The sequence below is a fragment of the Mesobacillus jeotgali genome (assembly GCF_031759225.1).
Classification (GTDB): Bacteria; Bacillota; Bacilli; order Bacillales; family Cytobacillaceae; genus Mesobacillus; species Mesobacillus jeotgali_B.
The window spans coordinates 1,697,335-1,712,881 of record NZ_CP134494.1; the positions used below are offsets into that span (position 1 = coordinate 1,697,335).

At 42.6% G+C, this 15,547-nt stretch carries 16 protein-coding genes; all 16 read left to right on the forward strand.

The features are described 5' to 3' along the window. Window positions 1-3: 3 nt before the first annotated feature. The gene (gene flhA, locus RH061_RS08405; RefSeq protein WP_311075323.1) at window positions 4-2,040 is read left to right on the forward strand and encodes a flagellar biosynthesis protein FlhA; all 2,037 of its coding nucleotides are present in this window, start codon (window positions 4-6) and stop codon (window positions 2,038-2,040) included. Continuing rightward, window positions 2,037-3,215 carry a flagellar biosynthesis GTPase FlhF gene (gene flhF, locus RH061_RS08410; RefSeq protein ID WP_311075325.1) on the forward strand — a complete coding sequence of 393 codons (1,179 nt, stop codon included), beginning with the start codon at window positions 2,037-2,039 and terminating at the stop codon, window positions 3,213-3,215. The genes flhA and flhF overlap by 4 nt, the downstream gene beginning before the upstream one ends. Next, window positions 3,208-4,074 (forward strand): MinD/ParA family protein, encoded by an 867-nt coding sequence (locus RH061_RS08415; protein ID WP_311075327.1) that lies wholly within the window; start codon window positions 3,208-3,210, stop codon window positions 4,072-4,074. The genes flhF and RH061_RS08415 overlap by 8 nt, the downstream gene beginning before the upstream one ends. 7 nt (window positions 4,075-4,081) lie before the next feature. Then, window positions 4,082-5,167 (forward strand): protein-glutamate methylesterase/protein-glutamine glutaminase, encoded by a 1,086-nt coding sequence (locus tag RH061_RS08420; protein ID WP_311075329.1) that lies wholly within the window; start codon window positions 4,082-4,084, stop codon window positions 5,165-5,167. A 19-nt stretch (window positions 5,168-5,186) separates the two neighbouring features. After that, window positions 5,187-7,250, forward strand: a complete 2,064-nt coding sequence (locus tag RH061_RS08425) for a chemotaxis protein CheW (protein WP_311075330.1) — start codon at window positions 5,187-5,189, stop codon at window positions 7,248-7,250. 45 nt (window positions 7,251-7,295) lie between these two features. Beyond that, complete coding sequence (locus RH061_RS08430; protein WP_311075332.1) at window positions 7,296-7,751, forward strand: chemotaxis protein CheW; 456 nt, start codon at window positions 7,296-7,298, stop codon at window positions 7,749-7,751. Between the two features lie 17 nt (window positions 7,752-7,768). After that, complete coding sequence (locus RH061_RS08435; RefSeq protein WP_311075334.1) at window positions 7,769-8,410, forward strand: chemotaxis protein CheC; 642 nt, start codon at window positions 7,769-7,771, stop codon at window positions 8,408-8,410. Continuing rightward, window positions 8,403-8,900 (forward strand): chemotaxis protein CheD, encoded by a 498-nt coding sequence (locus tag RH061_RS08440; protein WP_311075336.1) that lies wholly within the window; start codon window positions 8,403-8,405, stop codon window positions 8,898-8,900. Before RH061_RS08435 ends, RH061_RS08440 begins: the two co-directional genes overlap by 8 nt. 62 nt (window positions 8,901-8,962) lie before the next feature. Then, window positions 8,963-9,724 carry a FliA/WhiG family RNA polymerase sigma factor gene (locus RH061_RS08445; protein WP_311075338.1) on the forward strand — a complete coding sequence of 254 codons (762 nt, stop codon included), beginning with the start codon at window positions 8,963-8,965 and terminating at the stop codon, window positions 9,722-9,724. Window positions 9,725-9,744: 20 nt separating this feature from the next. Continuing rightward, on the forward strand, window positions 9,745-11,115 hold the full coding sequence (locus tag RH061_RS08450) for a flagellar assembly protein A (RefSeq protein ID WP_311075340.1): 1,371 nt from the start codon (window positions 9,745-9,747) through the stop codon (window positions 11,113-11,115). 12 nt (window positions 11,116-11,127) lie between these two features. Next, window positions 11,128-11,442, forward strand: coding sequence for a hypothetical protein (locus RH061_RS08455; RefSeq protein WP_311075342.1), 315 nt, complete (start codon window positions 11,128-11,130; stop codon window positions 11,440-11,442). 9 nt (window positions 11,443-11,451) lie between these two features. Continuing rightward, entirely contained in the window at window positions 11,452-12,054 is a 603-nt protein-coding gene (locus tag RH061_RS08460; RefSeq protein WP_311075344.1) for a hypothetical protein, read from the forward strand. 144 nt (window positions 12,055-12,198) lie between these two features. Continuing rightward, window positions 12,199-12,909, forward strand: coding sequence for a 30S ribosomal protein S2 (rpsB, locus tag RH061_RS08465; protein ID WP_311075345.1), 711 nt, complete (start codon window positions 12,199-12,201; stop codon window positions 12,907-12,909). A 149-nt stretch (window positions 12,910-13,058) separates the two neighbouring features. Beyond that, window positions 13,059-13,943 (forward strand): translation elongation factor Ts, encoded by an 885-nt coding sequence (gene tsf / locus RH061_RS08470; protein WP_311075347.1) that lies wholly within the window; start codon window positions 13,059-13,061, stop codon window positions 13,941-13,943. A 126-nt stretch (window positions 13,944-14,069) separates the two neighbouring features. Continuing rightward, window positions 14,070-14,795 (forward strand): UMP kinase, encoded by a 726-nt coding sequence (pyrH, locus tag RH061_RS08475; protein WP_167831722.1) that lies wholly within the window; start codon window positions 14,070-14,072, stop codon window positions 14,793-14,795. Next, window positions 14,795-15,352, forward strand: coding sequence for a ribosome recycling factor (gene frr, locus RH061_RS08480; RefSeq protein ID WP_311075349.1), 558 nt, complete (start codon window positions 14,795-14,797; stop codon window positions 15,350-15,352). Before pyrH ends, frr begins: the two co-directional genes overlap by 1 nt. Window positions 15,353-15,547: the final 195 nt, after the last annotated feature.

A 15,547-nucleotide genomic window follows, 5' to 3' on the forward strand; every position in this document is an offset into this window, starting at 1 on the left:
GCAATGTCAGGAAAAGACTTATCTGTCATATTTGGTGTCATATTAATAGTTGCGATGTTAATCATTCCTTTTCCATCCTGGCTCTTAAGTATATTGATCATGGTCAATATCTCAATAGCTCTGCTGGTGCTCTTGAACACAATGAATATGACTGAACCACTGCAATTTTCTGTTTTTCCTTCCTTGCTGTTAATTTTAACTTTGTTTCGTTTGGGCTTGAATGTCTCCACAACTCGTTCCATCCTTTCACATGGAGAGGCTGGCGGAGTTGTTGAGGTATTTGGCTCGTTCGTAGTAGGCGGAAATGTAGTTGTAGGGATGGTTGTCTTCCTTATTTTGATTATCATACAATTCATCGTTATCACTAAGGGGTCTGAGCGTGTCTCTGAAGTTGCAGCCCGTTTTACCCTCGATGCTATGCCTGGAAAACAAATGAGTATTGATGCAGACTTGAACGCAGGAATGATTTCTGAGCAGCAGGCTCGCGAACGTCGTGAAAAAGTAAGCAGAGAGTCTGATTTTTACGGAGCGATGGACGGTGCCAGTAAATTTGTAAAAGGAGACGCCATTGCAGGGATTATTATCGTCCTGATCAATTTAATTTTTGGCATTGTAATTGGAATGACTCAGCAGGGGCTGGCAATTGGAGAAGCGGCACAGAGATATTCTCTTTTAACAGTAGGAGACGGTATAGTCAGCCAAATTCCGGCCTTATTGATATCTACAGCCACAGGCATTGTCGTTACACGAGCTGCGTCAGATGGCAATCTTGGCTTTGATATCACCTCACAGCTGATGGCTTATCCCAAAATGCTGTATGTTGCAGGAGGAACCATATTCTTGCTTGGGCTGTTTACACCAATCACGGATTTACTGACCATTCCACTTGCTGCTTTGATGGTGTTCGGAGGCTACTCCTTCTCGCGTGTTCGCGAGCCGGATACGCAGCAGCTGCAGGAAATGGAAGAAGACATTCAGATGGACGAAATGAAGAGTCCTGAAAGTGTTGTCAATTTATTAAATGTTGATCCAATCGAGTTTGAATTCGGATATGGTTTGATACCCCTTGCTGACGCTAACCAGGGAGGGGATCTTCTAGACAGGATCGTCATGATCAGAAGACAGCTGGCCATTGAGCTGGGACTGGTCATTCCGGTAGTCAGGATCCGAGACAATATCCAGCTCCAGCCGAATGAATACAGACTGAAAATCAAAGGAAACGAAATGGCCAGGGGAGAATTGCTTCTCGATCATTATCTGGCGATGAGTCCTGGGATTGATGATGATTCGATTGAAGGAATCGATACAATCGAACCAAGCTTCGGTTTGCCTGCTAAATGGATTACAGAAGAAATGAAAGAGCAGGCAGAAATCTTTGGCTATACGGTTGTTGATCCGCCTTCTGTTGTTTCCACCCATATAACTGAAGTCATAAAGGCTAATGCACATGAGCTTCTGGGCAGACAGGAAACAAAGCAGCTGATCGATCACCTTCGCGAAAGCTATCCGATTCTTGTGGAGGAAGCGACTCCTAATCCTTTATCAGTTGGTGAAATCCAAAAAGTACTCGGCAAGCTCCTTAGGGAAAATGTATCCATCAGGAATCTGCCAATCATATTCGAGACTCTTGCTGATTACGGTAAAGTCACAACAGATACTGACATCCTTGCTGAATACGTTCGCCAGGCACTTGCAAGGCAAATTACGAACCAGTATTCGCGTAACGGAGAAACCCTTAAGGTGATTACATTGTCAGGAAGGGTGGAAAAGGTGATTGCGGAAGGTGTTCAGCAAACAGAGCACGGCAACTACTTATCACTTGACCCAGCAGTTTCTCAGGGGATATTGGAATCGGTGGCAAACCAGGTAGAGCAATTGAGCATAATGGAACAAACACCGATAATCCTCTGCTCACCCGCGGTAAGGATGTATGTACGCCAGTTGACAGAAAGATATTTCGCGCAAATCCCTGTTTTGTCATATAACGAGCTCGAAGCAAATGTTGAAGTCCAAAGTGTCGGGGTGGTGAACGTAGAATGAAAGTGAAAAAGTATACTGCTTCATCCATGCCTGAAGCAATGAAACTCGTCAGGGCTGAGCTGGGCAGTGATGCAGTGATCCTAAATTCCCGTGTCGTCCAAACAGGAGGATTTATGGGTTTTTTTAAGAAAAATAGCATTGAGGTTATTGCTGCTATTGACCCGGACACCGACATAAGTGCAAAGCCGGCCGCTGTGGACCAAGCTCCCAAATTTGCTCGCCCTGCGACAATGGGAGATGCGCCTAAAAAAGATACACCTGCTGTGCAGTTGAAACCAATAGCAGAAACACCTCAAAAAGCTGATGAGGAGCTTTTAAAAGAGATAGCTCAGTTGAAGGAACTGTTGAAGGGTGCTGGGAAAATCGAAGGCATCAATTTGCCGGGACCGGTAAGCAGGGAAATTCAACATCTGAGGGATCAAGAAATTGACCAGGAGATCATTGACGAATTGACTGCAGCTTTGCTTGAAAAGTGGTATATCGGTGGTGGTGCTGCGAATGATGACGAAATTAAAAAGTGGATTGTTGCAGCTATCGAAAAAAGGCTCTCACCTATAAACTTCGCGGGAGTTTCCTTTAAAAAGAAGTTTGTCAACGTAATTGGCCCTACAGGAGTTGGAAAAACGACAACACTTGCGAAAATCGCTGCTGATTGTGTATTGAAGCATCAAAAGAAAGTTGCTTTTATTACAACAGACACCTATCGAATCGCTGCGATCGAGCAGTTGAAAACATATGCGAAAATTCTCGATGTCCCAATAGAAGTTTGCTACAACATGGATGATTTCAGGGCTGCAACAGATAATTTCTCAGACTATGATCTTGTGTTTATCGATACAGCCGGACGAAATTTCAGAAATCAAAAGTATGTTAACGATTTAAAAAATGTTATTGATTTTGGAAAGGATATGGAAACTTATCTTGTCCTTGCATTGACGGCAAAACAAAAAGATATGGAAGAAATCAGGAAGCAATTCTCCTTGATTCATATTGATAAATTCATTTTTACAAAACTGGATGAAACTTCTGTGAATGGAGCAATGCTCAATATGGCAATAAAATTCTCTACTGGAATTGCCTATTTGACCAATGGACAAGATGTCCCGGATGACTTGATCGAGGCGAACCCAAAGATGATCGCCAATACAATTCTTGGAGTCAGCACCTATGAATGACCAGGCAGAAAAATTAAGGAACCGACTTAAAACGAACACTCTGGCTAAGGAAGCGAAAACTCTGGCAGTGGTAAGCGGGAAAGGCGGCGTCGGGAAATCGAATTTTTCACTAAATTTTTCGATTTCCCTAGCCAAAAAAGGCTATAAAGTCTTGCTGTTTGACCTTGACATCGGTATGGGAAATATCGAGATTTTGATGGGGAAAAGTTCTTCACTCTCCATTGCTGATTTTCTTTCAGGGAAATCATCAATTGAGGAGGTTATTTTCCCTGGGCCACACGGTGTCGAGTATATTTCAGGCGGAACAGGTTTAAGCCAGTTAGTCAGGATGGACCGTTCCAGCGTCGAGTACTTCACTTCCAGCTTGAGTGAGGTTCTAAGAAAGTATGATTATCTCATTTTTGATATGGGAGCCGGATTGAACGAGGAGACTTTATCAATCCTCCTGTCTGTGAATGAGATATTCGTTATCACAACAACAGAGCCAACTTCTTTGATGGACGCCTATGCCACTATGAAATACATCCACCTTTCAGATTCAGAATTGCCTTTCTATTTGGTAGTCAACAGGGCTGGGTCTGTCAAGGAAGGGAATGAAACGCTGGCAAGGCTGGACGATGTTCTGGGTAAGTTTTTAGGAAGGACACCGATCAAGCTTGGAATGCTCCCGGATGATAAAACGGTCCAGGAAGCAGTAAAACGCCAGATTCCTTTTACCATGTTCAATGAACGGTCACAAGCTTCTAAAGGAATGGCCGCGATTATCGAAAAATATATCAATAAAGCGAGCTACAATGCCGAAAAGAGAGATAACAGGAGTTTTACAGCGAGATTGAAGCAATTCCTTTTCGAAAGGTAGTGGTCGAGTGGCAAAAATCAGAGTTCTCATCGTAGATGATTCAGCTTTCATGCGAAAGCTAATCAACGACTTTCTATCAGAACACCAGCAGATAGAGGTTATTGGCACGGCACGTAACGGAGAGGACGCCATAAAGAAATGGCGGGAATTACGTCCCGATGTCATTACACTTGATGTCGAAATGCCGAAACTAAACGGCTTGGAAGTCTTAAAGCAGATCATGGAGGAAAAGCCGCTGCCGGTTGTCATGCTTTCCAGCACCACGAAAGAAGGTGCAGAGACGACTCTTCAGGCGATTCAGGCGGGGGCTGTGGACTTTGTGGCAAAGCCTTCAGGATCCATTTCAATAGATTTACATAAAATCAAATCTGAGTTAATTCAAAAAGTGTTATCGGCAAGTAAAGCTAACTTAACAAAAATAAGCATTCTAGAAGATTCGAAAACTGCTAAAAAGCAAACGGACATTTCCATTGATACGAAGCTACAGCCAGCGGACTATGTAACAACAAGGAGATTGACACAATCTAAAAAGGTTGTCTGTATAGGAACTTCTACCGGGGGACCGAGAGCGTTGCAGCAAGTGATATCTTCATTACCAAAAGGTTTGGATGTGCCTGTGCTCATTGTCCAGCATATGCCGCCCGGTTTTACCAAGTCGCTTGCCAATCGACTGGATTCCTTAAGTGAAATCAGAGTCAAAGAAGCGGAAGATGGTGAGCTGCTTCAAAAAGGCACTGCATACATAGCACCAGGCGGATTTCACTTGATGGTCAAGAGTTTAGGCTCATCGCTGGCAATTTCGCTTAGCCAATCACCGCCTCGTAATGGACATCGTCCATCCGTGGATGTGATGTTCGAATCAATCAGTGCTATCAAGAACTATTCCAAAATTGCTGTCATCATGACAGGAATGGGAGCAGATGGTTCTAAGGGACTGGTAGAAATGAAAAAGAACGGCATCGTTAAAGCGATCGCTGAATCACAGGAAACATCAATTGTTTTCGGGATGCCAAAAGCAGCAATAGCAACAAATTTGGTTGATGAAGTAGTGAATGTAGAAAACATCGCGCAAAAAATCATGGATTATATATGAGGCCGGAGGTGCTGTGCACATGGAATTGAATCAATATCTTGAAGTCTTTATTGAAGAAAGTAAAGAACATTTACAGGCCTGTAATCAACAATTGTTGGAACTAGAGAAGAATCCACAGGATGTATCAATCATTAATGAAATCTTCAGGTCAGCTCATACTCTTAAAGGGATGTCAGCGACCATGGGGTATGAGGATCTAGCAAGCCTTACCCATCAAATGGAAAATGTACTGGATGCGATTCGCAATAACAAATTGACAACAACTCCTGAAATAATTGATGTGATTTTCATGGCGGTTGATCATCTCGAGGATATGGTTCAGTCGATAGCGGCTGGGGGCGATGGGAAAAAGGACGTAACGGAAACAGTTGAAAAGTTAAAGCTCATTGAAAAGGGAGAACCGCTGTCAGGGTCTGCTAATAAAGAGGTGGCAGCTTCAGCCGTTTTAGAAGCTGATCAGGAATCCCACTATGATGAATTTGAACTGACTGTTCTGAAGCAGTCCAAAGAACAGGGATTTGGTGTATATGAGATTGGAATTGCTCTGCGTGAAGATTGCTTACTGAAAGCTGCACGAGTGTATATGGTTTTTGAGGTACTGGAGAAGATTGGGGAAGTGATCAAAGCAAACCCATCAGTGGAGCAGCTGGAAGAAGAACAATTTGACCAGGAATTTTCGATCACGATTGTATCCAAAGAGGATCCCGAGGATATTAAAGCCAAGATCATGAAGGTTTCAGAAGTTGTCAAAACCGAAATCAAGTCATTAGTTTTTGATCAAGAGAGCGATGATACAGATGGTGAGGTTTTCTCCAACTCAGAGACACCTGCACCTGAAGTACTTGGTTCAACTTCTTCTGAAAAAACTCAATCGATTGAAGCAGAGACAGCCCCGGTTGCTGAGAAAAAAGGCAGTGCAAAACAGCAAAATAATAGCAGCAAAACGATAAGGGTAAATATTGAACGGCTTGATATTCTAATGAATTTATTTGAAGAGCTCGTCATTGACCGCGGCAGACTGGAGCAAATCTCAAAAGATCTTGATAATGGTGAGCTTACTGAAACGGTCGAAAGAATGTCGAGGATATCCGGTGACTTGCAAAATATTATTCTGAATATGCGGATGGTCCAGGTAGAAACAGTATTCAATCGCTTCCCGAGAATGATTCGTCAGTTAGCAAGAGATTTAAACAAGAAAATCAACCTCGAAATCGTTGGTGCTGAAACAGAATTGGATCGTACTGTAATTGACGAAATCGGCGATCCGCTTGTGCATTTATTAAGGAATTCAGTTGATCATGGGATTGAATCACCTCAAGAGCGTAAGGCCAAAGGTAAAAATGAAGAGGGTACTGTTGTGCTGCGTGCCTTCCACAGTGGCAATCATGTATTCATTGAGATCGAAGATGATGGCGCTGGAATAAGCAGGGACAAGGTATTGAAGAAGGCCATCAGCAAGGGAATCATCACCGAACAAGCTGCTGCAGGCTTCACTGATAAACAGGCATATGAATTAATCCTTTCATCTGGCTTCTCTACCGCGGAGAAAATATCTGATATCTCCGGGCGTGGAGTAGGTTTGGATGTTGTCAAGAATACAATCGAATCTTTGGGAGGCTCCATCTCGATTGATTCAAAGGAAAATGAGGGAACTATTTTCTCAATCCAGCTTCCTCTGACATTATCAATCATTTCGGTTATGTTAGTCGAAATCCAGAAAGAGAAATTTGCCATTCCTTTGTCCTCCATCATTGAGACGGCAATAATCAAAGACACTGACATCATGAATGCGCATAATCAAAAAGTGATTGATTTTAGAGGCAAGGTCGTACCGCTGCTGTTCTTAAAGGATATCTTCGAGGTGCCTTCAGAACCAGCCGTGGATCCATTCCACTCTGTCATTATCGTTCGAAAAGGAGATAAAATGGCTGGCTTGGTTGTAGACTCATTCATCGGACAGCAAGAAGTAGTCCTTAAATCATTGGGAAATTATTTAACAAATGTATTCGCGATTTCTGGAGCTACAATCCTCGGAGATGGACAGGTAGCTTTGATTGTCGATTGCAATGCCTTAATTAAATAGATTCCTGCTTTAACGAATGACGATGATATTTTAGGAGTGATGAATATGGCTGAAAACGAGGTTTCAGACTTAAAAGTGATCGTGTTCCAGTTGAATGATAAAGAGTACGGTGTTCCTGTAAGCCAGGTTAAATCTATTGAAAAAATCATGCATATCACAAGGGTTCCACATACGAATCCTTTTGTAAAAGGTGTCATGAACCTTCGCGGGGTAGTGACTCCGCTTTTGGACTTGCGTGTCAGATTCGGCATGGAAGAAGAAGCATACAACGAAGGAACTCGTGTCATTATCGTTTCAATAGAAGATAAAGAAGTAGGTTTGATCGTAGATGGAGCAAATGATGTCATAGATATCCCAACAAGCAAGATTGAACCTCCACCTGAGGTCGTTGGCATGGCAGCTGAAGGATTCATTGACGGAGTGGCCAACCTGGATAAGAGGTTATTGATTTTAATAGATTTGAACAAAATCCTTGAGTCCGATGAAGCAATAGCTTTGTAATTGAAGGGAATAAAACTATGACTTTTTTAAAAAGTATTTCGGACGTACATCTCGATATTTTAAAAGAGGTAGGAAATATTGGCGCAGGTCATGCTGCAACGGCATTATCAACCTTATTGAATACAAAGATCGATATGAGAGTGCCCAGAGTAAGGGTCGTATCGTTCGATGAAGTGATGGAACTGGCTGGCGGGGCAGACAATGTGGTTGCCAGCGTCTTCCTCCGAATCGAGGGGGATGCCCCGGGAAGCATGTTTTTCATCCTGCCGCTTCCACAGGCAGAGAAATACATTGGCCAGCTTATAAAAAAACAATCATTCACGTTTGCAGAAGAACAGGAAAATGAGCTGGCATTGTCTGCTCTCCAGGAACTGGGGAATATATTATCTGGATCATATTTATCGTCTCTTTCAGATTTCACACAACTGAGCCTGTATCCATCTGTACCCGCGTTAAGTATTGATATGGTAGGTGCTGTCATCAGTTTTGGGCTATTGGAATTGTCACAGGTAAGCGACTATGCAATCGTGATCGATACAGCTCTGGATGAAGAAGATACTCAAATGCCTGACAGTGTGAATGGGCATTTCTTCCTTCTGCCAGACCCGGATTCATTCCATACTATTTTTTCTGCACTAGGAGTAAAGGTTGATGCATAAAACAGCAGAAATCATCAAGGTTGGAATTGCTGATATGAATATTGTTAAAGTTCCGGATCTAATTCGAACCACTGGCCTAGGCTCATGTGTTGGTGTGGTATTGTATGATCAGACAAGAGAAATTGCTGGAATGGCGCATATCATGCTGCCTGATTCGTCTTTATCAAGGACAGAACCGCTGAACAAAGCGAAATTTGCCAATACTGCGATTAAGGAACTTTTAGAGGCATTGATTAGAGCAGGTGCAAGGCCATCGGGAATAAAAGCCAAGCTTGCCGGTGGTGCTCAAATGTTCCAATTTTCCGGAAGCAGTGACATGATGAGAATTGGACCAAGGAATGTAGAGGCTGTTTTACAGGAATTGAGGGAGCTCAGGATCCCCGTTATATCCTCGGATGTAGGAGGTAATAGCGGAAGGACAATCGAGTTTGACCCAAAAACCGGTTTGATGCAAATCAGGACTGTTAATAAAGGGAATAGTGAAATATAAATTCATGTTGAATTGTAATTAGCTTCCATGAATAATGCGTGATGCGCGTGAGGAGGATGACAATGGTGCGAGGATCCACATCGGAAGAACAGGTAACATGGGATAAATGGGTACAGTTCCGTGATCCGGATGCAGGTAATTTACTGATAAAAAAATATATGCCACTTGTTTCCTACCATGTGCAAAGAATCTCAGTGAGTCTTCCGAAAAGTGTGTCTAGAGATGATTTAAGAAGTCTTGGCATGATTGGTTTATATGATGCTCTGGAAAAATTCGATCCAAACAGGGATTTGAAATTCGATACATATTCTTCTTTCCGGATCCGGGGAGCAATATTGGACGGACTAAGAAAGGAAGACTGGCTGCCAAGAAGTACTAGAGAAAAAGCAAAGAAGATTGATGCGGCCATCGAGAGACTAGAGCAGAGATATATGCGCAATGCGACCATCGAAGAAATTGCCAGTGAACTGAATATGGATGAAACAGAAATTTACACAACAATAAATGAACATTTTTTTGCGAATGTATTATCCATAGATGAACATCCCATTGAAAATGACGATCGCGATAACCAGTCATTCGTGATCAAGGATGAAAAAGCTGAAATTCCTGAAGATAAACTTTTAAAGTCAGAAATGCTGGAAGAAATCGCTGAAAAAGTCTCAAAGTTGAATGAGAAAGAGCAACTCGTACTTAGTTTATTTTATAAAGAAGAATTGACGCTGACGGAGATTGGCCAAGTCATGAATCTATCAACCTCAAGAATTTCGCAGATCCATTCTAAAGCGATTTTTAAACTGAGAAAATGGCTGGAGACAGCCTAACAGAAGGCAGGAGATCAACTTTGGCGACGGAGTATAAGGTGAAGTTATCCCATGACAGGCTTACTGCTGATTTGATTCTGGATTTCACGAATAAAGAGTTGGCTTTTTCCGCAGACGAATTATTTTCAATTCTGAAAGCAGAAAAAATTGTGTTTGGTGTTAAAACGGATGTGTTAGCTCAAATCTCTGAGAATCCTTTTTCATTCGAGTATCCAGTCACCATTGCTGTCGGAGAGCCAAAAGTGGATGGTGCTGATGCATATCTGCGTAACGAACTCCACCATAGCAGTCCTCACGACCATAAAGTCTTTAACTTTCGTTCTGTACTGCAAATTCCCTCAGTGAGAAAAGGACAGTTGTTGGCATCTGTAGTCTCGCCCACGAATGGAGCCCACGGGACAGATGTCACTGGGAGGATCATACCGGCAAAGCCAGGCCGTCCCCTCAGGGTAAAACCCGGGAAAAATGTCTTGTTCGAATCGGCGAAGTTCTTTGCAACATGCGATGGACAGGTCAGCATCACAGAAAAGGCAATCTCAGTCAATCCAGTATTCGAGGTCAAAGGGGATCTGGATCTAAAAATTGGCAATATTGATTTTGTCGGGAATATCTCTATCAAAGGGAATGTGCCAAGCGGGTATGAGCTGAAAGCTGGCGGGGACATCATAGTCGATGGTCTCGTAGAAGCGGCCAATCTCCAAGCAGAAGGGAACATCATCATTAAAGGCGGCGTGGCCGGGGCAATGAAGGGGAAGGTTACTGCTGGAGGCAGTGTGCTGGCGAATTATCTTAACCAGGCTAACGTAAAATCAGCTCAGGACATTATTGTGAAGTCATCGATATTGCATAGTAAAGTGACGGCTTCTGGAAATGTGGATTGCCGAACAGGCACGATCATTGGGGGAGTCATCTCTGCTGGCCGCAATATTTTCGTCAAGGAATTAGGCAATGAGCTTTTTACAAAAACGGAATTAGCTGTTGGCTGGGATCCTTTGCTTGAAAAAGCGGAACTTGAAACTATCCAATCCATCGAAACAGCAAAAGACAATATCAGAAAACTTACTGAAATTGAAGTGAAGCTGGCCGAGATCGGCAACCGGTCAGGAGGACTTGCGGCTGAACAGCAGCAAATGATTTTAAAACAGAGAAATACAAGACGGAACGTTGAAGCTGGTTTATCGGAATTACTCGCAGAATTAGAGTTTCTGCAACATGAGAAGCAGGACAGATTATACTCATCCTTATTTGTTTTTGATAGAGTGTTCCCAAATACAAAGGTATTTTTCGGGAAGTATGCGTTCCTGACCAACCAGCTTTATAAGAAAGTTGGTTTTCATCTTGAAAATAGTGAAATTTCGATACAACCGATTGTTGAAAAAGAAAACCACTAGTTAGGAAGTGACATGATGAGCCTCAAAGCAATCGAAATGCAGATTGCGCTTCCGAGGACACATGATGCCGGCAAGATTCAGGAACAACTTCAGCAGCGGGGACAGCATCTTCAGGAGCATGCGGCACAAAGTGTGACAAAGGAAGATGATTTAAAGCGCAAGGCCGTGGTTAAAAATAATCAAAAGCAGGAAGCCCGCCTCAATCAGGAGGGCAGCCCATCAGGAAAGCAGCAGCAAAATGGCCGGCGAGATCCAAAAGACAAGAATGATCAACCCGATCAGCCACACCACCCTTATAAAGGGAAGGTGATTGATTACAGCGGATAGAGGGATGTTATGACCACTTTTCTACTACTCTTAAGCCTCATATTAAACGGTGCAGCAATCTTCGCAATCATCCTATTATATTTACGGCAGAACCGGCTTGTAGAAGCTGAAAAAAAGCAGGACAAAATCATCAAGGAAATTGAAGAGATCTTTTCAGCTTACCTTTTTGAATTGAAAGAAGAAAATGATAAATTTATTCAATTGATGGCTGAAACCAATACTCAGGAGCAACCTTCAATTAAAATGGCCGCTGCTGACGCCTCTGAAAAAAAAGACGTTCGAATCAAAACAGCAGTTGAAAAGCCGGAATCAGATGCTGATAATAGCAATGATATTCAACAGCGGCTAGGCAAAGGTATTTCCTACCACGCTGCCAGGAAGGCTTATCAGCAAAATAGGGAACAAACCTCATCTGTACCTGATACTGGTGTCGAGTTGACTGAAGTAGTTCCAGAGGAGGATAAAGAAGAATTTATACAATCAAGTCTTTTTGATCAGGTTCTTCATATGAAAAATCAAGGGATGACGATTGAAGAAATTGCCAGGAAATTGGATAAAGGGAAAACAGAAATAGAACTTTTACTTAAATTTCGGCAAAATACGCAAGAATAGCTTGAATGTCAGTTTTATTTATGCTATATTATCTCATGGTGTTAATACACACGTTCATTGATTTGGCCAGATGGTGCTGCAAAGGCAGTTCCTGGCTGAAGATGAGATGGACGGAGGAAATCAAAACCATTAGGAGGAAACACAATGTCAGTAATTTCTATGAAGCAACTGCTTGAAGCTGGTGTACACTTCGGTCACCAGACTCGCCGTTGGAACCCTAAGATGAAGAAATACATCTTCACTGAGCGTAACGGCATCTACATCATCGACCTTCAAAAGACTGTTAAGAAGGTTGAAGAAGCGTACAACTATGTGAAGGAACTAGCTGTTAACGGCGGTACTGTTCTTTTCGTAGGTACTAAGAAACAAGCTCAAGATTCTGTTAAAGAAGAAGCAGCTCGTTCTGGTATGTACTATGTGAACCAACGCTGGTTGGGTGGCACATTAACAAACTTTGAAACAATCCAAAAGCGTATCGCTCGCCTTAAGGACATTGAAAGAATGTCTGAAGATGGCACATTTGAAGTGCTTCCTAAGAAAGAAGTAGTTCAATTGAAGAAAGAACAAGAGCGTTTAGAAAAGTTCTTAGGCGGAATCAAGGACATGAAGGGCCTTCCTGATGCTCTATTCATCATTGACCCACGCAAAGAGCGCATCGCTGTTGCTGAAGCACGCAAATTGAACATTCCTATCGTAGGAATTGTTGATACAAACTGTGATCCAGACGAAATCGACGTAGTTATCCCTGCGAACGACGACGCGATCCGCGCTGTTAAATTGCTTACATCTAAAATGGCTGATGCTATTATCGAAGCTAAGCAAGGCGAAGAAACTACAGAAGCTGTAGAAGCTTAATTTAAAATAAGGTGATATAGGGAAGCACCCTTTATCACCTTTTTTTAAGACTTATATTCGATATAGCTTCAGGTTGGGTTTATATTGGCGAAATCAAGTTAAAATAAAGTATAGTTACATATAACCGAGATTTTAGGAGGAATTTCATTATGGCAATTACTGCACAAATGGTTAAAGAATTGCGCGAAAAAACTGGCGCGGGTATGATGGATTGCAAAAAAGCACTTCAGGAAACAAATGGTGATATGGACCAGGCGATCGATTTCCTACGTGAAAAAGGAATCGCTAAAGCTGCGAAAAAAGCTGACCGTATCGCTGCTGAAGGTACAACTTACATCCTTGCAGAAGGAAATGAAGCTGTAATCCTTGAAGTGAACTCTGAGACAGACTTCGTAGCAAAGAACGAAGGCTTCCAGGTTCTTGTTAAGGAAATCGCTGAGCACCTTCTTAAGAACAAGCCTGCATCTGTTGAAGAAGCTAACGCTCAAACAATGGAAAATGGCGAAACTGTTGAAACTCGCATCAACAATGCAATCGCTAAAATCGGTGAGAAGCTTTCCCTTCGCCGCTTTGAAGTGAAAACTAAAACTGACAGCGATGCATTCGGTGCTTACCTTCACATGGGCGGCCGCATTGGCGTACTATCTGTTCTTGAAGGAACTACAGACGAAGCAGCTGCTAAAGACGTTTCCATGCACATCGCTGCATTGAATCCTAAATATGTTTCTCGTGATGAAGTTTCTCAGGAAGAAGTTGAACACGAGCGTCAAATCCTTACACAGCAAGCTCTTAACGAAGGCAAGCCTGAAAATATCGTTGCTAAAATGGTTGAAGGCCGCCTAAGCAAATATTTTGAAGATGTATGTGTTCTTGACCAGGCATTCGTTAAGAATCCTGACCAAAAAGTACGCCAGTTCGTTGAATCAAAAGGCGCAACACTTCGCGGGTTCACTCGTTACGAAGTAGGCGAAGGCATCGAAAAGCGTGAAGATAACTTTGCTGAAGAAGTAATGAACCAAGTTAACAAGAAATAATTTTTACTAGCCTATGTAATTGCAGGGAACACTCCAGTGTTCCCTGTTTTTGGACATAGCTTTAAATAGGCTATACTGTCAGCAAGTATGCTGGAGTAAGCCTGAAATTACATATGGAGGTACCCTATGACGAGCCCTAAATACAAAAGAGTTGTTTTAAAGTTAAGTGGAGAAGCATTAGCCGGAGAACAAGGATTTGGCATCAATCCGTCGGTAATCAAAAATGTTGCAGACCAGGTGAAGGAGATTGCTGAACTGGATGTCGAGGTCGCTGTTGTAGTAGGCGGAGGAAACATCTGGAGAGGCAAAATCGGTGAAGAAATGGGAATGGACAGAGCGACGGCAGACTATATGGGCATGCTCGCTACCGTCATGAATTCCCTGTCATTGCAAGACAGCCTTGAACAGGCGGGAATCGAGACAAGGGTTCAAACTTCCATCGAAATGCGTCAGGTAGCGGAGCCATACATAAGAAGAAGGGCAATCAGGCACCTGGAGAAAAAGCGCGTGGTCATTTTTGCAGCAGGAACAGGAAATCCGTACTTCTCAACGGACACAACAGCTGCCTTGCGCGCTGCTGAGATCGAAGCAGATGTGATCCTTATGGCTAAGAATAACGTAGATGGCGTATACTCAGCTGATCCTCGAGTTGACAAGAACGCAACTAAATATGAAGAACTTTCATACCTGGATGTGCTCAAGGAAGGTCTGGCTGTCATGGACTCAACAGCTTCATCCTTGTGTATGGACAATGATATCCCGTTGATTGTATTCTCAATCATGGAAAAAGGTAACATTAAACGAGCCGTTATGGGCGAAACAATCGGAACAACAGTGAGGGGGAAAAACTAATGCCAAAACAAGCCATTGCTAACGCAAAAGAAAGAATGTCAAAAGCGATCCAAGCTTACACTCGCGAACTTGCGAGCATCCGAGCAGGGAGGGCTAGCGCATCTCTATTAGACAGAATCCAGGTCGACTACTATGGAGCGCCAACTCCAGTCAATCAACTTGCTGGTATCTCAGTTCCTGAAGCTCGTCTTTTGGTCATCCAGCCATATGATAAGTCAATCCTTGGTGAAATCGAAAAAGCAATCCTTAAATCTGATCTTGGTTTGAACCCTTCAAATGATGGATCAATCATAAGGATCGCAATTCCACAGCTGACGGAGGAGCGACGCAAGGAACTTGCAAAGCTGGTTAAAAAGGAAGCTGAAGAAGCAAAAATCGCTATCCGCAATATTCGCCGCGATGGAAACGAAGATCTTAAAAAGCTTGAAAAGAATGGGGAAATCACAGAAGATGACCTTCGTGGATATTCAGATGATATCCAAAAGCTTACAGACGATCATATCGCTAAAGTCGATCAAATTACAAAAGACAAAGAAAAAGAAATTATGGAAGTGTAATCACTGCCTTTGCAGCAACATCGAAAACCCTCTGTTTTCCAGGGGGTTTTTTCTCTATACATATACCGGTGAACTAAAAGATATAAAAACAATAAGTTTACGAAAACACCATGAATGATAGAATATAATAATATTGGCTGTATTATTCTGTTTTACTTCCGAACCACATAATCTGTATATAAGGCTCCTTCTGTT